The sequence below is a fragment of the Bacillus sp. SIMBA_074 genome (assembly GCF_046534555.1).
GTDB lineage: Bacteria > Bacillota > Bacilli > Bacillales > Bacillaceae_G > Bacillus_A > Bacillus_A mycoides.
Genome location: NZ_JAWRYM010000039.1, coordinates 25,732 through 43,419 on the forward strand (window position 1 = coordinate 25,732; position 17,688 = coordinate 43,419).

17 protein-coding genes and 7 pseudogenes are annotated in these 17,688 nt (G+C 33.3%); 17 read left to right on the plus strand and 7 right to left on the minus strand.

The annotated features are described in order from the left end of the window. Window positions 1-35: 35 nt before the first annotated feature. Window positions 36-1,790, plus strand: a complete 1,755-nt coding sequence (locus SB773_RS26875; RefSeq protein WP_088032988.1) for an ABC transporter ATP-binding protein — start codon at window positions 36-38, stop codon at window positions 1,788-1,790. After that, complete coding sequence (locus SB773_RS26880; RefSeq protein ID WP_410593203.1) at window positions 1,783-3,579, plus strand: ABC transporter ATP-binding protein; 1,797 nt, start codon at window positions 1,783-1,785, stop codon at window positions 3,577-3,579. The genes SB773_RS26875 and SB773_RS26880 overlap by 8 nt, the downstream gene beginning before the upstream one ends. A 192-nt stretch (window positions 3,580-3,771) precedes the next feature. Here the strand turns inward: SB773_RS26880 and SB773_RS26885 are convergent. Beyond that, window positions 3,772-3,918, minus strand: a pseudogene (locus tag SB773_RS26885) (site-specific integrase); the annotation flags it as partial. A 229-nt stretch (window positions 3,919-4,147) separates the two neighbouring features. On the opposite strand from SB773_RS26885, the pseudogene SB773_RS26890 reads away from it, so the two are divergent. From SB773_RS26890 to SB773_RS26905, 4 genes and pseudogenes are all read left to right on the plus strand, one after another. Further along, window positions 4,148-4,354 (plus strand): annotated as a pseudogene (locus SB773_RS26890) (cell division protein SepF); the annotation flags it as partial. After that, window positions 4,354-4,425, plus strand: a pseudogene (locus SB773_RS26895) (DUF3954 domain-containing protein); the annotation flags it as partial. The pseudogenes SB773_RS26890 and SB773_RS26895, both read left to right, overlap by 1 nt. A gap of 25 nt (window positions 4,426-4,450) precedes the next feature. After that, window positions 4,451-4,702 (plus strand): helix-turn-helix domain containing protein, encoded by a 252-nt coding sequence (locus tag SB773_RS26900; RefSeq protein WP_088032996.1) that lies wholly within the window; start codon window positions 4,451-4,453, stop codon window positions 4,700-4,702. A 17-nt stretch (window positions 4,703-4,719) separates the two neighbouring features. Then, window positions 4,720-5,172: a nucleoside triphosphate pyrophosphohydrolase family protein gene (locus SB773_RS26905; RefSeq protein ID WP_088032998.1), complete on the plus strand. Its 453-nt coding sequence runs from the start codon at window positions 4,720-4,722 to the stop codon at window positions 5,170-5,172. Window positions 5,173-6,476: 1,304 nt separating this feature from the next. On the opposite strand, the gene SB773_RS26910 is transcribed toward SB773_RS26905, so the two are convergent. Then, entirely contained in the window at window positions 6,477-6,632 is a 156-nt protein-coding gene (locus SB773_RS26910) for a DUF4021 domain-containing protein (RefSeq protein WP_088033000.1), read from the minus strand. 678 nt (window positions 6,633-7,310) lie between these two features. On the opposite strand from SB773_RS26910, the gene SB773_RS26915 reads away from it, so the two are divergent. The 8 genes and pseudogenes from SB773_RS26915 to SB773_RS26950 all read left to right on the plus strand — a co-directional run bounded on the left by SB773_RS26915 (window position 7,311) and on the right by SB773_RS26950 (window position 11,062). Then, window positions 7,311-7,433, plus strand: coding sequence for a DUF3983 domain-containing protein (locus SB773_RS26915; protein WP_088033006.1), 123 nt, complete (start codon window positions 7,311-7,313; stop codon window positions 7,431-7,433). A 115-nt stretch (window positions 7,434-7,548) separates the two neighbouring features. After that, the gene (locus SB773_RS26920; protein ID WP_088033008.1) at window positions 7,549-7,836 is read left to right on the plus strand and encodes a hypothetical protein; all 288 of its coding nucleotides are present in this window, start codon (window positions 7,549-7,551) and stop codon (window positions 7,834-7,836) included. Between the two features lie 36 nt (window positions 7,837-7,872). Further along, window positions 7,873-8,314: pseudogene (locus tag SB773_RS26925) on the plus strand (phage holin family protein). Beyond that, window positions 8,314-9,048: an N-acetylmuramoyl-L-alanine amidase gene (locus SB773_RS26930; protein WP_410593207.1), complete on the plus strand. Its 735-nt coding sequence runs from the start codon at window positions 8,314-8,316 to the stop codon at window positions 9,046-9,048. The pseudogene SB773_RS26925 and the gene SB773_RS26930 overlap by 1 nt, the downstream one beginning before the upstream one ends. 57 nt (window positions 9,049-9,105) lie before the next feature. Further along, a pseudogene (locus SB773_RS26935) lies at window positions 9,106-9,195 on the plus strand (N-acetylmuramoyl-L-alanine amidase); the annotation flags it as partial. Between the two features lie 132 nt (window positions 9,196-9,327). Then, on the plus strand, window positions 9,328-10,023 hold the full coding sequence (locus SB773_RS26940; protein ID WP_410593209.1) for a spore coat protein: 696 nt from the start codon (window positions 9,328-9,330) through the stop codon (window positions 10,021-10,023). Window positions 10,024-10,394: 371 nt separating this feature from the next. Beyond that, entirely contained in the window at window positions 10,395-10,595 is a 201-nt protein-coding gene (locus SB773_RS26945) for a spore coat protein (protein WP_088033014.1), read from the plus strand. 14 nt (window positions 10,596-10,609) lie between these two features. Further along, window positions 10,610-11,062 (plus strand): spore coat protein, encoded by a 453-nt coding sequence (locus SB773_RS26950; protein WP_088033016.1) that lies wholly within the window; start codon window positions 10,610-10,612, stop codon window positions 11,060-11,062. 228 nt (window positions 11,063-11,290) lie between these two features. Here the strand turns inward: SB773_RS26950 and SB773_RS26955 are convergent. The 3 genes and pseudogenes from SB773_RS26955 to SB773_RS26965 all read right to left on the minus strand — a co-directional run bounded on the left by SB773_RS26955 (window position 11,291) and on the right by SB773_RS26965 (window position 13,654). Further along, window positions 11,291-11,538, minus strand: a pseudogene (locus tag SB773_RS26955) (WGxxGxxG family protein). Window positions 11,539-11,716: 178 nt separating this feature from the next. Further along, window positions 11,717-12,232: a DUF3231 family protein gene (locus SB773_RS26960; RefSeq protein WP_088033020.1), complete on the minus strand. Its 516-nt coding sequence runs from the start codon at window positions 12,230-12,232 to the stop codon at window positions 11,717-11,719. Between the two features lie 837 nt (window positions 12,233-13,069). Next, window positions 13,070-13,654, minus strand: a complete 585-nt coding sequence (locus SB773_RS26965) for a LysE family translocator (RefSeq protein ID WP_241875554.1) — start codon at window positions 13,652-13,654, stop codon at window positions 13,070-13,072. Between the two features lie 107 nt (window positions 13,655-13,761). On the opposite strand from SB773_RS26965, the gene SB773_RS26970 reads away from it, so the two are divergent. Beyond that, on the plus strand, window positions 13,762-14,319 hold the full coding sequence (locus SB773_RS26970; protein ID WP_002069930.1) for a helix-turn-helix domain-containing protein: 558 nt from the start codon (window positions 13,762-13,764) through the stop codon (window positions 14,317-14,319). Window positions 14,320-14,642: 323 nt separating this feature from the next. Here SB773_RS26970 and SB773_RS26975 read toward each other — a convergent pair. Beyond that, a pseudogene (locus SB773_RS26975) lies at window positions 14,643-15,082 on the minus strand (BclA C-terminal domain-containing protein). A 322-nt stretch (window positions 15,083-15,404) separates the two neighbouring features. Here SB773_RS26975 and SB773_RS26980 point away from each other — a divergent pair. Beyond that, entirely contained in the window at window positions 15,405-16,253 is an 849-nt protein-coding gene (locus SB773_RS26980) for a DUF4183 domain-containing protein (protein ID WP_410593213.1), read from the plus strand. Between the two features lie 62 nt (window positions 16,254-16,315). On the opposite strand, the gene SB773_RS26985 is transcribed toward SB773_RS26980, so the two are convergent. Beyond that, window positions 16,316-16,606: a DUF4183 domain-containing protein gene (locus SB773_RS26985; RefSeq protein WP_002031992.1), complete on the minus strand. Its 291-nt coding sequence runs from the start codon at window positions 16,604-16,606 to the stop codon at window positions 16,316-16,318. A 477-nt stretch (window positions 16,607-17,083) separates the two neighbouring features. Here SB773_RS26985 and SB773_RS26990 point away from each other — a divergent pair. After that, on the plus strand, window positions 17,084-17,688 hold a 605-nt coding region (locus SB773_RS26990; RefSeq protein WP_410593216.1), incomplete at its 3' end, for a collagen-like repeat preface domain-containing protein.

Below are 17,688 nucleotides of genomic sequence, written 5' to 3' on the forward strand. Positions count from 1 at the left end.
TTCAATGGTAATTTCATGAAAAAAGGAGATTATGTATGAAATCATTTCGCAAGTTGTTACAGTATTTAAAACCATACATGTTCTTCGCTATTATTGGACCGCTATTTATGGTACTTGAGGTTGCGATGGACTTAATTCAACCGACAATTATGCAACATATTATTGATGTTGGAATTGCAAACCGGGATTTGAATTATGTAATAAAAATGGGGCTTCTAATGATAGGAGCGGCGGCGCTTGGATTAATTGGTGGACTTGGCTGTATGATGTACTCTACAAAAGCAGCTATTAATTTCGCTACAGACATACGAAAAGATGTGTTTGCGAAAATAGAAACATTTTCTAGCAAAAATCGTGATTCATTTGGAACAGGTAAATTATTAACAATCGTGACAAATGATATTACATCTATTCAATCGGCAATGACGATGACGTTACGTGTACTTGTCCGTGGACCGTTATTATTTATTGGAAGTATCATTATAGTCTTTGTAACAGCGAGAGACCTATTTCCAATTTTACTTGTTGTGGTACCCGTATTATTAGTTGCAATTGTATTGATTGCAGGTCAATCGAGCGGTTCATTTAAGCGAGTACAAGAAGCATTAGATAAAGTAAACACAAAGCTAAAAGAAAATTTATCCGGTGTACGTGTTATAAAAGCATATGTAAGACAAAAATATGAAATCGCACAGTTTGAGAAAGTTAATACAAGTTTAACTGAAATAAATATTCGTGCAATACAAATTATTTCATTGATGATGCCAATTATTATGCTAGTTGTAAATAGCGGAATTGTAGCAACTTTATGGATTGGTGGCGAAAAAGTTTTTAACGGTACACTCCAAGTAGGGGCCATTTTAGCTTTTATTAACTATTTAAATATCATTTTAATGTCACTTATGTCTATTAGTATGGTATTTATTCAAATTGCCCGTGCTTTTCCATCAGCTGATCGTGTACAACAAGTCTTACATACTGAAGTTGATATTACAACTGAAGGCGACGTATATGAACCAAAACAAGTGGGTGGTAATGTAGAGTTTAAAAATGTTAGCTATAGTTATACGAAAAATAATGAATATGTTTTAAAAGATATTTCATTTACTGTACGTAAAGGTGAAAAAATAGGGATTATTGGATCGACCGGAAGTGGTAAATCTACATTGGCGAAACTATTGCCACGACTTTACGATGTTGATCAAGGTGAAATATGTATAGATGATGTTAATGTGAAAGCATACGATTTGCAAAAACTTCGTGCTTCCATTGGCTTCGTTCCACAAAAGGCACTTCTTTTTTCAGGCAGTATAGAAGAGAATTTACGTTATGGCAAAGAAGATGCAACTTATGATGAATTGGAATTAGCATCTTCATCTGCTTGTGCGACTGAGTTTATCAATAAGCTGGAAGACTCTTATGAATATAACTTAACACAAGGTGCAACCAATCTATCTGGTGGTCAAAAACAACGTATATCTATTGCAAGAGCCCTAGTGAGAAAGCCATCTATTCTTGTATTAGACGATTCTACATCGGCAGTTGATGCGAAGTCAGAAGCTGTAATACAGGAAGCGTTAAGGACAAGATATAGTGGCACAACGACATTTTTAATTGCATCAAAAATATCTTCTATTATAGATGCTGATAAAATCCTCGTTTTGAATAACGGTGAATTAGTTGGAAATGGTACGCATGAGGATTTATTGGCAACTTGTGAAGTGTATCAGGAAATTTATCTTTCCCAAGGTGGTAGCCTGCAGCAAGAAGGAGGGGAAGAGCGTGCGTAATTTTCAAGGACAATTTGGAAATAAAGGTGGACGTAACAATCCGAATTCGGGAAAAACTAAGAATACTAAAGGAACTATAATGCGAGTATGGAACTATATGGGGTATCAAAAAGCATCTCTTATGTTCGTTATTATTCTTGTATTTATCACGACATTACTAGGTTTACTTGGGCCATATTATATGGGGGTCATCATTGATGAATACATTGTACCGAAGGATTTAAGCGGGACAGCCAGAATGTGCATGCTACTCATTGCAATATATGGGATAACCGTATTATTAACATGGTTACAAACATTTGTAATGATTAATGTTGCATTAAAGACTATACAAAAAATACGACAAGATATTTTTGAAAAAATCCAAACACTTTCTCTACGATTCTTTGATGTACGTTCTCAAGGTGATTTAATGAGCCGTGTGACAAATGATATTGATAACTTAAATCAAGCTTTGACACAAAGTGTTGTGCAAATCATTTCATCAGCGTTAACGTTTATAGGTGTAACAATTGCGATGTTTTCATTAGATTGGATTTTAGCGATTGTAACTTTAATTACAGTACCTATTATGTTTTTCGTTACGAAAAAACTAGTTGCTTATAGTGGGAAAAACTTTGCGAAGCGTCAAAAGGATTTAGGAGAATTAAATGGATTTATTGAGGAAGCTATTACAGGCGCAGACGTAACTACGTTATACGGAAAAGAAAAAGAAACCGTACATAACTTTAATGAAATTAACGAACAGCTAAGAATTTCAGCAACGAAGGCTGAAACGTTTTCAGCATTTATTTTTCCAAGTATGAACTTTATTAATAACTTAGGAATGGGGCTTGTAATTGGAACTGGATCGGTAATGGTATTAAACGGAATGACAACAGTAGGTGTCATTGCAGCTTTTATTAATTATTCTCGACAATTTTCAAGACCACTTAGTCAATTTGCAACTTTAATGAATACGATTCAAGCGGCAGTTGCTGGAGGAGAACGTGTCTTTGAAATTATGGATGAAGTACCAGAAATTCAAAATAAAAAAGATGCAGTACTTGTACAAAATTTACAAGGACATGTTAGGCTTGAGAAAGTTTCATTTGGATACGCACAGGACAACATGATTTTAAAAGATGTGAGTCTCGAGGCGAATCCTGGGGAGACAATCGCTTTAGTCGGTCCAACTGGATCAGGAAAAACAACAATTATTAATTTGTTAACTCGCTTTTATGACATTCAAAAAGGGCAAATTAGCATTGATGAAAAAGATATAAAGGATTATGATATTAATTCTTTGCGGAGTAAAATAGGGGTTGTTTTACAGGATACGTATTTATTCGCAGGAACGATTATGGAAAATATTCGATATGGACGTTTAGATGCAAGTGATGAAGAAGTAGTTGCAGCAGCAAAAGCAGCATCAGCACATTCTTTTATAAAACATCTATCGAATCAATATGAAACGGAAATTGCTTCAGAAGGTTCGAATTTAAGTCAAGGACAAAAACAACTCCTTGCGATTGCACGAGCGATTTTAGCAGATGCAGATATATTAATTCTCGACGAAGCAACATCTAATATTGATACGAGAACAGAATTACAAATTCAATCTGGATTAAATAATTTAATGAGAGGGCGAACAAGTTTTGTAATCGCTCATCGACTCAAAACAATTGAAAAAGCAGATCAAATACTTGTAATTAAAGATGGTAGTATTTTTGAAAGAGGAAATCATGAATCTCTTATGGAAAAGAAAGGATTCTACTTTGATTTGTATACAAGTCAGTTTAAAATTTAACAAAATTATTGATGTAATGCGGTTTCTCGTGAAAAGAGAAACCGCATTTTTTGTATTTGCAAACATTTTGCAAACATTGCTATCCGAATAGTCTCTCACTAAATGTTTTAACAGCATCCTCTTGCATTCCGGTAAAACATGTGAATAGCGATTTAAAGTTATGAAAATGTCCTTATGGCCCAATCGTTCACTTACAATCTTTGGATGTACTCCTTGTATTAAAAGAAGCGTTGCATGGGTGTTTCGTAAATCATGAAATCTAATGTTTTTTAATCCGGATTTTTTCAAATAGGCTTTAAATGTATCATGAAAGCCATCGCGATAAACCAGTTTACCCATTTTGTTACATACAACTAAATCATAATCTAAATATGCTTGACCCAATCTTAATTTATCAGCATTTATTTTTATTTTATGTTTTTGTAATGCTTCAATAGTCTTTTCAACAATAGAGATTGATCGTCAAGAACTTGAAGTTTTTGTATCTAGTATCAATACGGAAGAATGTATTTAAGTAAAGAAGGCGCAAGTGAGTTACTGAGCCTCATCGAAAAGAGTTCGATGGTAAATGCCTAAACAATTAAATATTTTCGATGTAGAGCCAGCAATTTGTCAATTCGATGTAATGAAAGTTAATGTAAAGAAAGGAACTGGACGCGTTACATATGCTGATGTACGTGTCCAAGTTCCAAAGAGTGCAAAGGGTACGGATGAATTACCATGCACAACCAAACAAGATGATCGTTATGATATCTTTGAACAATATGTAATAGCGAGCAAGTTGCAATTTGGGTTAACGGTAAAGTTGATCGCGTGCATACTAACTTTACTGAAAAGATAAAATAATGATTTTTAGAAGGTAGGTTCGCTTATGAGCGTAGTAAGAAATCATGAAGCGATGAAGGAATCACGTTTGAAAATATACATCGCTTTAGAAGAAGCTAACTTCATTTGGGATGAAAGGGACATTATACGATTTCGTGAAATGTGGAAACAAGATATGAGTTTACCAGAAATGGCAAAAGCATTAAGGAGACACCAATCAGAGGTGGCACTTCTTATTATAGATCAAGCTGATAAATATATGATTGAAAACCGTCCAATGGGATTAGGAGTTTGTTAAAGAGAGGGGAAAACAAAATGAAAGCAATGGAAAACGGTGTATATGCAGCAACTAAATTAGTTAGTGAATCAAAGGGAGGACAAGCTGTAATGAATATCAATCAAATTTGTGAATTAGATCAATATCAAGAAGCAACATTACGTACATGGAATGCAAATAACGACTTCGGTGGACGCATATTAAATGCAGCATTAGGACTTACGGGAGAAGCTGGTGAGGTTGCGGATATTGTAAAAAAAGCTATTTTTCATGGTCATGGATTCGATCCAGCTCATTGTCCAGGAGAAGAAGAAGGGAATACTTATAAATTGGCTTTAGAGTTAGGAGATATCTTGTATTACATTTCCATCATGTCTCACGAAATGGGATATACCTTAGAAGATATTGCGCAAATGAACATTTCTAAGCTAGCAAAAAGGTATCCAGACGGGTTTAGCAGGGAAGCTAGTCAAAAACGTTTTGACATATAGTGATACTAAATTTGAATTTTATTAAAAAAGAGCACACTAATAAGTATGCTCTTAGAAAGGTAGATTTCTATGCGTGGAGAATCTCCATACAATAACATATGCTTGTCCGGTTTAAATATGAAAAAAATTAAACAAAATAGTTATTCTAATTAAAAAGAGGGAGCAAGAAGATAAAAATAAGACCGTTCCTTGTATAGGAACGGTTGTAAAATTATCATGTGCTAGAGGTCGATCCAAATGGCATAAGATGTCTTCTCTAAACAGTATGGACAAGAAATTTTACGAGTATACGTAAAAATGGCAGGCAACAAATTAAGTTGTCTGCCTGTTCTTAACCGACACGGAGGAGGGAGCTCCGTTTAGAAAGAGTACAGCCGGTGGGAAGTCGGCTCAAATGTATTATGTGTAATACAAAAAAGATTATTCGAAAAGAGATTGAAGCAGGATTCTTTAGAAAAATATATTGTAAAAAAATCGTGGAATGAAGAATGAAACAACAAAGCAGCTAGCTCAATTAGCTAACTGCTCTATTGCGATTTGTTAAGAAAGAAGCCCATACATACAAGCAAAGATATGTAAATTGAAGTTACAGTTATAGTATAAACGGAATTAGAGATTTTATACGGTAGCGAAAGTAATAAAAAGGCCCTCTTTCAATGTGAGGGCATATGAGTGAAGATACCTTATATCCATAGTGTATGTTTGACTCATCAAATGGTGACAGGCTAATGAAAATGAAAGAGCAGTTAACAAAAGCTAACTGCAATGAGAAAATTACATCCATGAATTTAAGGAGTACAAAATTACATGGTTAAGTAAAGTATGGGCAGAAATCTCAAGGTTATGTAATAAATTTTAAAAAAGAGCAGTAAGTTGTATCAACTGCCCTTTTGGATACAACCTGGTTAAGAAGCAGATTGTAATGTGATTAGTATTAGCAAAATATCGAATGTTATTAATTAAAAGTCTTATTTAATTAATAAGAGCGCTTTTTAAGGCGCTTTATGACCAAGGCATATATAGAAAAAAGATTCACATGATAGTGTATGCATGTATTTTTATGGTTGTGCAACTTTTAAACAAAATCGTTATTTCATTGTAAGTAAAAAGAGCACACATATAAGCATGATCTTCGATAAGAAAGGCGGATCTCTATGAATGGAGAGTCTCCATACAATAGTATATGCTTGTCCAGCTTAAGTGTGAAAAGTTTTTAACAAAACGCTATTTGGTTTAATCTCCGAAAATTAGAAGCACTTTTGCATTGTGCTCCTAATCAAAAAGGTGTTATGTGTAAATATGTACTAGATTTTAGGTGAATTGCTTTTTTTACGGTGATCTTTTTCTTCAATATCAGTTTCAGGCATTCCGTATAACCCGTTCATAGCCTGTTCATCTAAATCAAGACCAAGCACAGTATTATTTGTCACATCATTTTTTTCTTTTTTAGAGTTATTCATATATATCACCTCCTATTTTTAGGATGTCTAATAGTGTTATAAACATTCAAGGTTTGTTTCATGATAAAAACTTCATTTTGCACAACAAAGCAGCCAGCATAATTAGCTAACTACTTGCTGTACAAAAGAAAATTAGGCCCTACAAGTAAATGATATGTAACTTTAGGTTACAGCTATAGTATAAGCAGAATTAAACATGTTATGCGGTAGAGAAAAAGAGCTTAATAAAAATTTCATTTTAATATAAAGCAGAATAATCAAATTGATTAGACAGACAATTTATTAAATAAACTGTCTGCCTAGTGAATGAACAATTGATTGAGCTATATAAGCCCAAGTTTAGTATGGATAGGGTTTTAAAAATTATTTTATAGAAAACCTGCACACACAAAAGAGCAGCTAGCAAAAGCTAACTGCTCATCTCCAGGGAAATTGGAGACTGGTGTATCTATAGTATTGACAGGAAATTGAGATCTATTCAAGGGAATTGTTTTTTGAATGTAATTTAGGGTTGTTTCCAAAAAAGTGACATGTCAACAAAATATAAAATTATTAAAAGGAAAATTGCTATGAAAATAACTAAAAAAGTCTTTTCCATCAGTAGACCTCCTTTGTTAAGAATATTAACACTTTTCTAGAATCTGAACAAAATAATTCTTTTAAAGCGAGGTTGGGAGAATGAAAGGTTTAAAGAAAAGAAAAACTAGGAAAGCTATTGCTCGTCGTAAAAAAGCAGTGGAGAAACATCAAGTCAATAACGCTTGGAAAAACATTTTTGTACAAGCTGGTATTTTAAAGTAAACGAATAATAAATATCGTCCGGCTAGAAAACTAGAGGACACCAATTCATTAAAGCAGCAATGAGAGCTGTTTTAGGAATAGGTGTCCTTTTTATTTTGAAAAGGGAGATGGGGAAATGAAGGAACTAAAAGATCAATTACGTGAATGGAATAGACAATCAAAACAAGCAAAGAAGAAAAACAAGCAAAAACAAAAAGAGAATTTAAGCACTCGTGACATTGAAGATTTAATGGGAATCCGTGGGCCACGCTATGAACGTAGACGTGGAGCCAAACTATATGAATTGGACTTAGGAGTTGCTAAAAGACGCATTTGTGCAGATGATTATTTTGAATTTACTGATAAAACTCCTCCACAAGAACCACCAACTAATGAAAATACAATACAAAAAGAGCAGCAATAGCTGGTCTTTTTTATTTTTAGAAAAGGAGAGGAAAAGATGGATCGTATTGATGTATTACTGAAAGCATTTATAGCTACATTTGGTGGCTTCTGTGGGTATTTCTTGGGAGGATGGAATGCAACATTAAAAATCTTAGTGACGATGGCAGTTATTGATTATTTAACTGGCATGATTGCAGCAGGTTATAACGGAGAAATAAAAAGTAAAGTTGGTTTCAAAGGCATCGCCAAAAAGGTGTTGCTTTTTCTTTTGGTTGGGGTTGCAGCTCAATTAGATGCAGCGTTTGGAAGTAACAGTGCTATTCGTGAAGCGACTATTTTCTTCTTCATGGGTAATGAGTTACTTTCACTTTTTGGAAAATGCTGGTCGTATGGGGATTCCACTCCCACAAACTTTAACAAATGCAGTTGAGATTTTGGATGGTAAGAGCAATAAGACAAGCTCTGAATATACTAATAAAAAAGGAGATGTTGAGTAATGGCACGTTATAGTTTACATGGAGGACACAACGGTATTGTACAAGGGGCTAATTATGGAAATCGAAAAGAGCATATTATGGATCGTCAGGTGAAAGATGCGGTTGCAGCTAAGTTAAGAGCTTTAGGACACACAGTCTATGATGATACAGACGAAGTAGGAAGCACTCAAGCGCAAAATTTAAATAATATCGTTCGTAATAGTAATTCTCATAATGTGGATTTGGTTATTTCTTTTCATCTTAATGCAAGTGACGGAAATGGACAAGGTGTGGAAGTTCTGTATTATGATCAGAAAGATCTGGCGGCTAAAATTTCGTCTCAATTAGCAAAAGATATTGGATGGCGTGATCGTGGTGCAAAGCAACGTACAGATCTAGCGGTACTGAACGGAACTAAAGCACCAGCTATTCTTATCGAATTAGGATTCATTGATAACGAATCCGACATGGCTAAATGGAATGTTGATAACATCGCTAACTCAATTGTGTATGCTCTTACAGGACAAACTGGAGGCGGGGCAGTTCAATTGCTCAAAGTACAAACTGGAGGCGTAGGATTCAGTAATTTACAAGCCTTATCCCAAGCAATGGTTGACGCGGGTATTGACGGACAAATTGTTATTCAGAAAGACGGTATTGGATATGCTGTAACAAATGGATACGCATCCGGAAATATCGATAAGTTCACGGCTTGGTTGGACGAGCGGAAGTGGTATTATTCTTATGTGAAATAAAACAAAAGAATAGTTTGGTAAAAAACAAAGGGGGTCCTTAATTGGGGGGCCTTTTTTGTCAATGGATCACCACAGTACAAAGTACACAACAGTAAGTGAAAAACATACTATATAACAGAAAAAGAAGCCTATGTGTATGTGAATTAACAAAAAGAAGTAGAAGTAAAAATAGAAAATTAAGTTACTTGTCCAAACAATTCTTTTTAAAAAAACATAAAATGCTAGTAGTTAGCCAATATTTTCATATTGCTACTTTTTTAGATTAAAAGGGGTGATTTTATGTGTGAATGTGAAGTTTGTAGAAGAAAGAAAAACCGGGATCCATTAAACCGGGATTCTGAACCAAAAAAACGGGATTCTGAACCGAAAAATCAGGATTCTGAACCAAAAAACCGGGATTCTGAACCGAAAAATCAGGATTTTGAACCAAAAAAACGGGATTCTGAACCGAAAAATCAGGATTCTGAACCAAAAAAACGGGATTCTGAACCGAAAAATCAGGATTTTGAACCAAAAAAACGGGATTCTGAACCGGAAAATCAGGATTTTGAACCAAAAAATCAGGATTCTGAAACATTAAACTCTTATTCATTTATTAAAAATGCTAATTTTTTAGAAGAAGCTATACAAAAAGATGAAATTGATCAAGTTTCTGAGGAGTATATTGAAATAATTGATTCAGCAGATGTACAAGTTACTACTACAGATACAAAAGCTGCGCTATCTATCCAAGCAGCATTACAAGCAGCTATTGTGGTTGTAGTAAGTATTTCTATAGCAGATAGTGAAAAAGCAGATAAAATAACACAAGAATTATTTCAAAAATCATCTATTAAACAAATTAATAGACAAAAATTGCTTATTAAAAATTCCAGAAACGTATCCGTAACAACTACTGATACAGATATTGCAGTGAATATTCAAATTCTTCTTCAAGTTTTATTAGCTTTACTAGTTAAATTAAACATTTTATAAAGTGTTTATCCCGTTTATATTTAGCTATAAGGGTTCACTCTAGGTAAATATTACGTTGTTGTAGTAAGTGGTACAAGCTTGGACTCCTTATAATGACTGGATTAATATTCAAGATTAATGCGAAAGTAAGTGTAGATAACTACACAATAGCAAAGGGAAAACATATTATTTAACAGTAAATGAAACTTATGTATATGTGAAGTATAGGAAAGCTGCCTTCTTATTAGAAGCCAGCTTTTTAATTTTATTGGTAAAAAGAAGTGAAAATAGAAGATTAAGTTACTTGTCCAAGCAATTCTTATTAAAATACATATAATGCTGGTAGTTATTCGAAATTTTTATAGTAAATTTGATTGGAGTGAATATTGTAAATGGATAATTTAAACAAATTTTCTTCCTTTAAATTTGATAAGGACCAAAAGAATATAATCATAGACCTTTTACTCTCAGATGTTTTTAATAGGCATGGGATAAATGAAGAAAAGTTAAAAAATTTATCGCCAGAAAAAAAGCAGCAAATTAAAAGTATTGTTTCTGAAATACAATCACAGGTTAATAATTATTTGGATTGAAAGGGGGTGAACTTATGGACAAAGCATGCCATTCAGATGAAAATAAAAAGTGGAGTGCATTAGATTCTTCAAATCCGCATCCGTCTTTTAAAAATGCTAACGTTTCAGAAGTGGCTACACAAGAAAGTAAAACTTACCAAATCTCTGAAGAATCTATTACAATTGTTGATTCAGCAGATGTAGAAGTTACTACTACAGATACAAAAGCTGCGTTATCTATCCAAGCAGCATTACAAGCAGCTATTGTGGTTGTAATAAGTATTTCTATAGCAGACAGTGAAAAAGCTGACCGTGTAGCACAAGAATTATTTCAAAAATCATCTGTTAAACAAGTTAATAAGCAAGAAACTGTTATTCGAAATTCTAGAAATGTAACCGTAACAACAACTGATACAGATATAGCAGTAAATGTTCAAATCCTTCTCCAAATCTTATTAGCTTTACTAGTTAAATTGAACATTTTATAAAATGTTTATCCTGCTCTTTAAATGTAGTGGTTCTTTATAGGTGAATATCCACTGTTTTAATTGTAGTACAAGCTATGGGTATTTATCATGATTGGATTAAAGATTCACCATTGCCGAAGTATTAAAGTGAATTTATTTTTAATAAAGATAAATCGCCTTTAGAAAGACCATTTATCTTTTATACTTATTTTAATAAAGAGATTATTGTTTGTGAAAAAATGTTCTACATTAGCGTGTTTCCTTGTCTCTTCTTCTAAGACCAAATAAACCTGCTAGTCCTAATAAACCAAGCCAAGCCCAATTATTATTTCTATCACGATTATCATTTAAATCATTTGTCGTATTTACATTTCGAGTTCTTACATCATTATTAACTCTATCATATTATTTCCATCGTATTCAGCATGGGAATTTGTACCTAAAAACATAATAGCTAATGCTAAAACGCTTAAAATAGATGATAATTTCTTCTTCATATTTTTCCCCTCCTTTCTTATGCATTAATTTCTCCAGCTCTTTTGTACATTCTTCGTTTAATAGTTTCTAAACCATAACCATAAGGCTAAAATTATGAGGAATATCTTTAATCTCCAGTATTAAAAGTACAGGTAAATACAACAAAGCGGTTAACAAAAGTTAACCGCTTACTTCATGTTATGCTTGATCAGATTGAAGAACATGTAGAGGAGGGGGAATAATCCAACCTTTTTTCTTATTTAATCGTAGTAAAGTAGCACCTGCTTGTGCTTTCTTCATATGGAATTGTCCAAACATCATTCCTACATCTTCTCGAAGAGATTGTCCCATAGCTTGGCTACATGCTACCAAACCTGCTGCAAGACCTGCAGAAACCGTTGCTGCAATTTCTGCATCATTTATACGAGCACCAGGAGGAATCGTTTCAATAGATGCAACTGGTCTTTCTGGAGGTGCTGGTGGTAATGCAACACCATTTAATTTTAATAAATTTTTCAATTCTTCAACTTCTGATTGGATATCATTCTCTACAAGGTTTTCTAAAAATTTCTTTAAGTCCTCATCCCCTGTATGGTTAATAAGAACTTGATAACCAGCAATTGCACCTTGTGCCGCTGCAAGATAACTCCAAATTCCAAAGACTTCTCCGTAATGCATTGGCTCATTTTGGGGATTGCCACTTAAAACTCCCATTTTAATATGCCTCCTTAAAATGAATAAATTTTTTGAAAGACTTTTTATCAATGAAAAAATGGTTTTAAAAATGTTCCGTAATAAAGAAAATAGGTTTCTAAAATTCATTTGGAACACCCTAACTACAAGTAATACTTTCTTTTTTTATAATGTACAAATTTAAATAATATATTCTACGTAACTTGGGATAGAAATTTGAATTAAAAACTGAAGAGGAAAGAAAATGTAACAATGGTAGTAAATATAATTGGATTTATGAGGAAATATATTTGTAGAAGAAATAAAAAAGTGTTAACAAGTTTGCAAACTAACTTGCTAACACCTATACAAAATAGACATAAAATATCGCTGATATATACATTTTAAACATGTGATATTCTAATAAAATAGTACAAAAATCAAGCATTTAAAAATGCGAGTCTACAACTTTGATTTGTATACAATTCAGTTTAAAATTCAACAAAATTATTGATGTAATGCGGTTTCTCGTGAAAAGAGAAACCGCATTTTTTGTATTTGCAAACATTTCTATCTGAATAGTCTTTCGCTAATTGTTTTAACTGCAGCCCTTGTATTACTGACAAAATGTATAAGTAGAGATATAAATTTATGAACCCTACTTAATGATTCTATCGTTAAAATAAGCTTGTAATTACGTAAACGACTAGATGTTGAAACCCTCCTCCTTATATAGTAAATTTCTTATTTAGTATAATACGGTGGAAATCTTATCACTAGAAGGTTCCCCCATCTTAAAACTAAAAAAAGATGATAGGTGGAAGGATAATTATTTATATCAAATTGACTGTTAAATTAAGAATTAGGATGGTTATGGAGCTAGTTGATAACAATTGAAATAGCGCTAAAAACTAATAATACTGCCATAATGATGTTAAAGAATTGGTTATGTTTTAATAAAAGTTTTTGGAACATTGAACCGAATAGGCTCCAACTAAACGTACTCATTAAACCGACTACTCCTAAAAATAATGAAAAAAGAAGGTAACTAGAATATGAATTGTAATAAGGGAGAATAAAAGTTGATACTACAGTCAGTCCGAATAATATTCCCTTTGGATTAACGAATTGAAGCATAATTCCTACTAAAAATAAGTTTTTATTGCTTTTATCATTTGTGTTTGCACTATTTTTACTAGTGAGTATTTTAAAAGCTAAATACAGCATATAAGCTACACCTAAAATTTTTAAAGGAAATTCAATTATTGGCAGAATGTTTATAAGTATAATATTAAAGAAACTACACAATGAAGTGATGATGAAAAAGCCGAAAGCCACTCCTAAGCAAAATTTAATGCTTTTTTTTAACCCATGTTGGTTGGCGTATGTCATGGATAAAAAATTGTTAGGGCCTGGTGTGAAGCTACTAATAAAGACGAATAATAAAAAAGAAAATATAGGCATTTCAAAACCTCCTTTGATTTTGTATGTTATAATGACCGAAAAGAACAATATAACGTGTGCTTTTTATTATACATAATGGTCGTTATATTGTATAGGAGTGTTTTTTTATGGAGGAAATTCAACTTATCCTTGCAAAAAATTTAAAAGCTATTCGAGAAAAAGAAAAGCTGAGCTTAGAAAAAGTTTCTCAATTAAGTGGTGTAAGTAAAACGATGATCGGACAAATTGAAAGGGGAGAATCTAGCCCGACACTAACTACGATTTGGAAAATTGCTAATGGCTTGAAAGTGTCTTTTACTTCTTTAATCAATAATCCACAGCCAGATACGAAAGTTATTTTACGAAACGATGTTCAAGTATTATCTGAAGACAACGGGAGATATAAAGTGTATCCTTCGTTTCCTTTCCAAGATGATAGACATTTTGAAATCTATACTGTTGAAATTGAAACAGAAGGAAAGTTATATGCTGAAGCGCATAAAGAAGGAACAGAGGAATTTATAACTGTGTTTGATGGTGAACTGACAATTGAGGTAAATAATTGTCAATATAGATTAAATAGTGGAGACTCAATCAGGTTTAAGGCGGATAGACCTCACGCTTATTATAATTCAGGAAGTACGTTAACTCGGTTGAGTATGACAATTTATTATCCAGCTTCATAAGTTTTTATATACATAAAAAATATAAGGGAAGCGTAATTATAAAACCATCTATACAAGGTGGTTTTTATTATGTGAAAAATTACAAAAAAAGACACTCATTTGAGTGTCAACACAGTATTTCTCTCGCGTATAGGATTGGAGAATGTTTCTCAAATACATATTGAGATGATTAGTAAAGGAGAAACTGTCTTCATAAATAACTTAACATTGATAGCGTATAGAGTAAATTGATAATGTTTATCCGGAATATTTAGTATAGATAGTTTCTACTATCTATATAGGGGAATGGCATTTAAAGCTAAGAAGAAAAAATGAATCATTTATTAATCAACTCGTATAATTGTTAGAGAGGCGCCAGTTGATCCACCACCGACTAAATTGACAATTGATAAGAGACCGAATAATTGAAGAGAAATAGTATTACCTGCATTTAATATTGTAATTAAATTATTATTATAACTTGAAGTAGATAAGGCAGGAGATAGAATTGAGCCCAGAAGTGATGTAGATCCGTTTAAAATTAGTCTTGAACCCGCAAGAAGTACAGTTGTAGTATTAATTTGATAAGAAAGATAATAACGTCCCGTTACAGGGACTGTAAATAAATCATTCGCACTATTGACTGCAAAGCTATCAAGGCTTTGATTGTTTGAGAGTAGTATGTTAGTACCACTGAAACTGTTCCACCCACTGTATTATTTGCAAACATAGAATTTGTTGTAACGTTTATGCCGGTACTACCCGTGGGTCCGGTATTACTCATGGGTCCAGTACTACCAGTAGGACTAGTTAGTCTATAAGGAAGGATAATTGTACGTCATTATTTTGGGGATTTTCTCTATCTTTATTTTTAATTAAAATCACCTCATTTTTATGATAAAGGAGATACTTTTCATATATTCTATTAATAATATTTTTTATAGTAACGGCATGCTGTTTAAAATACATTCATTTTTAGTAAGTTACATTAAATTTGATTTTGTACAAAGATTTTAATCGAGAGATTAATAGTATTTTTTAGATAATTCTTTTAACATTTCGGAACATCTAACATTTAATAAATACTATAGAAGGGAGATGCAAATTTGAATCGATATGACAAATTACCAATGTCTAAGGAAGTTATGGATTCTAAAAATATTGGTCCTACATTTCCACCTCTTCCGTCTATTAATTTTCCAACCGGAGCGACAGGAGAAACAGGAGCAACCGGAGAAACAGGAGCGACAGGAGAAACCGGAGCAACCGGAGAAACAGGAGTAACAGGAGAAACAGGAGCAACCGGAGAAACAGGGGCAGCAGGAGAAACAGGAGAAACAGGAATAACAGGAGTAACCGGCCCAACAGGAGAAACAGGAATAACGGGAGAAACCGGAGCGACAGGAGAAACAGGAGCAACCGGAGAAACCGGAGTAACAGGAGAAACAGGAGAAACAGGAGTAACCGGCCCAACAGGAGAAACAGGAGAAACAGGAGCAACAGGAGAAACAGGAATAACGGGAGTAACAGGAGAAACAGGGGCAGCAGGAGAAACAGGCCCAACAGGAGCAACCGGAGAAACGGGAGAAACAGGAATAACAGGAATAACAGGAATAACAGGAGAAACCGGAGTAACCGGCCCAACAGGAGAAACAGGGGCAACAGGAATAACCGGCCCAACGGGAATACCGGGAATAATCCCAACAACAAACCTATTATATTTTACTTTTTCAGATGGGGAAAAACTTATATATACTAATGCAGATGGTATAGCACAATACGGTACAACACAAATCTTATCACCAAGTGAAGTTTCTTATATTAATCTATTTATAAATGGAATTCTTCAACCACAACCTTTTTATGAAGTTACAGCTGGTCAGTTAACTTTATTAGATGCTGAACCACCCTCACAAGGATCTTCAATTATCCTACAATTTATTATTATCAATTAAAAAGGACAGATTTCCTATAAAGAGAAATCTGCCCTTTTTGTTCTAAATTTGGTTAGTTAAAATTAAGTGACGATAAATTCAATTGTAATTGGAATTCCACCGTCTAATACATCTCCGCCAGGAATTGTAATAGCACCAGTAGGACCTGTGGTCACACTGGAGTTCACGCTAGGTTGAATTATGCCATTTACATAGAGGTTGTAATACGTAAAAGTCGGAAAGGCAGTTGCAGTAGTACCGGCATCGTTTAAACAAGCTGTTGCAGCAATTGCAAAAGCTGCACCTGTTCCTGTTCCAGCTCCTAGTGTAGATGTAAATCTTCTAGAAGCGATAAATGGTTGAATAATTGGCAATTAAATTTCACTCCTTTAATTATTTTTTGAACGAAGTATAGAATAACTTGTCCACTATATTGTATGAAAGTTTTTTATAATAGAAACGGCTTCATGATTATAGAAGGAACACAATATTAGTAAAGGTATCATTTTTAATTATTTGAAAGAATGATGTTGTTACTTGTGGAATATATGCTAATGATTTATTTATGTTTTAATTTTTAAATGAAAATGTGCTTTTGGACCTAATAGATAAACGTGGAAAAATAAAATAAACTCTTAAGTTTAGGTGTTTAATCTAAGCAGTCAATTATTAAAAACATATAATTAATATGTGAGTCATGAACATAATTAAATTACGTTTTCAAGTTTGATTATTATTCATGTTTCCTATTTTAGGAGAAACATATAACTCAACTACTTTTTACAATCGCATCTTTTATAGTTCTTAGAATAGGAAAACACTCAACTATAAGAAAAGTAAGGAGGAAATAAATGTCAAATAATAATTGTTTTGGTCATAATAACTGCAATCCGATTGTTTTTTCAGCAGATTGTTGTAAAAATCCACAGTCAGTTCCTATTACTAGGGAACAATTAAGTCAATTAATTACTTTACTAAACTCATTAGTATCAGCTATTTCAGCATTTTTTGCAAATCCAAGTAATGCAAACAGATTAGCGTTACTCGATTTATTTAATCAATTTTTAATTTTCTTAAATTCCTTATTACCTTCTCCAGAAGTTAATTTTTTGAAACAATTAACTCAAAGTATTATAGTTTTATTACAATCTCCAGCACCTAATTTAGGACAATTGTCAACATTATTGCAACAATTTTATAGCGCCCTTGCACAATTCTTCTTCGCTTTAGATCTTATCCCTATATCCTGCAACTCAAATGTTGATTCTGCAACTTTACAACTTCTTTTTAATTTATTAATTCAATTAATCAATGCTACTCCAGGGGCGACAGGTCCAACAGGTCCAACAGGTCCAACAGGAGCAACAGGAGGCGGAGCGACAGGAGCAACAGGAGCAACAGGAGCAACAGGAGCAACAGGAGCAACAGGAGCAACAGGAGCAACAGGAGCAACAGG

What these genes read in the sequence shown, in the direction of transcription:
- SB773_RS26875 (WP_088032988.1), top strand. Translation starts at nt 36, where the DNA reads ATGAAATCATTTCGCAAGTTGTTACAGTATTTAAAACCATACATGTTC.
- SB773_RS26900 (WP_088032996.1), top strand. Translation starts at nt 4,451, where the DNA reads ATGAGCGTAGTAAGAAATCATGAAGCGATGAAGGAATCACGTTTGAAA.
- SB773_RS26905 (WP_088032998.1), top strand. Translation starts at nt 4,720, where the DNA reads ATGAAAGCAATGGAAAACGGTGTATATGCAGCAACTAAATTAGTTAGT.
- SB773_RS26910 (WP_088033000.1), bottom strand. Translation starts at nt 6,632, where the DNA reads ATGAATAACTCTAAAAAAGAAAAAAATGATGTGACAAATAATACTGTG.
- SB773_RS26915 (WP_088033006.1), top strand. Translation starts at nt 7,311, where the DNA reads ATGAAAGGTTTAAAGAAAAGAAAAACTAGGAAAGCTATTGCTCGTCGT.
- SB773_RS26920 (WP_088033008.1), top strand. Translation starts at nt 7,549, where the DNA reads ATGAAGGAACTAAAAGATCAATTACGTGAATGGAATAGACAATCAAAA.
- SB773_RS26930 (WP_410593207.1), top strand. Translation starts at nt 8,314, where the DNA reads ATGGCACGTTATAGTTTACATGGAGGACACAACGGTATTGTACAAGGG.
- SB773_RS26940 (WP_410593209.1), top strand. Translation starts at nt 9,328, where the DNA reads ATGTGTGAATGTGAAGTTTGTAGAAGAAAGAAAAACCGGGATCCATTA.
- SB773_RS26945 (WP_088033014.1), top strand. Translation starts at nt 10,395, where the DNA reads ATGGATAATTTAAACAAATTTTCTTCCTTTAAATTTGATAAGGACCAA.
- SB773_RS26950 (WP_088033016.1), top strand. Translation starts at nt 10,610, where the DNA reads ATGGACAAAGCATGCCATTCAGATGAAAATAAAAAGTGGAGTGCATTA.
- SB773_RS26960 (WP_088033020.1), bottom strand. Translation starts at nt 12,232, where the DNA reads ATGGGAGTTTTAAGTGGCAATCCCCAAAATGAGCCAATGCATTACGGA.
- SB773_RS26965 (WP_241875554.1), bottom strand. Translation starts at nt 13,654, where the DNA reads ATGCCTATATTTTCTTTTTTATTATTCGTCTTTATTAGTAGCTTCACA.
- SB773_RS26970 (WP_002069930.1), top strand. Translation starts at nt 13,762, where the DNA reads ATGGAGGAAATTCAACTTATCCTTGCAAAAAATTTAAAAGCTATTCGA.